The 672-nt window shown below is 32.6% G+C and carries 1 protein-coding gene; it reads right to left on the bottom strand.

What is annotated here, in order from left to right:
* Nucleotides 1–672, bottom strand: a 672-nt coding sequence (locus CHH67_RS23995) for a DUF262 domain-containing protein (protein WP_144029315.1), incomplete at both ends; no start/stop codon positions are given.

Genomic DNA, 672 nt, shown 5'->3' with positions numbered 1-672 from the left:
ATTTCTAAGTGACCTCGACATAAATCCAATTTCTCTTTCTAGGTTGGAAACTGAATTTTTCCCAATAGTAAAGTAACGAAAACAGAAAACTACTGTTGCATTGACCAAACGCTCAAAACTTTTCAAGTCCTGGTTATATAGTACTGCTCCTGTTAGCAAGAGTGGGATACTATGTGAAATGTCTAAATTATTCTTAATTACATTCAATTTTTCTTTAATATTTCCTGACCAGAAATCCCCTCCGATAAGATTAATTCTTGCGAACCATTCAGACTCAACCGCCAAATCTTCCAAGTAATTAATAGGATCATTTTTTTGTAAATGACCAGTGATAGCATCGTAAAGATTAACTAATTTGACTGGACCAATAGAAGACGCGTATTGAAATCTTAGATATTCAGTTAGATCTTCACTTTCAACAGTTTCTATAATCGAGTCCCACTGTTCTTTAACCTGATCCCGTTTTTCATTCGGTACTGACATGAAAAGTTCATTCTTAATAATATCGGAATCTGTAAGGTCACGACCCCTATTGTTAATTGTTCCGAATATCTTATATGCAGTATCACTTTGATTAACTGTTAATTGTAGTACTACAAAAAAACGAGTAAAAGAATTTATAAAACATTTCAATTTCTCTATTAATTCACCTTGTGATATATCAAGAGGAAA

This window comes from Paenibacillus campinasensis (genome assembly GCF_002272015.1).
Taxonomy (GTDB): domain Bacteria; phylum Bacillota; class Bacilli; order Paenibacillales; family Paenibacillaceae; genus Paenibacillus_AQ; species Paenibacillus_AQ campinasensis.
Note: the sequence above shows the minus strand (reverse complement) of the source record. Positions and strands in the feature narration are given on the sequence as shown.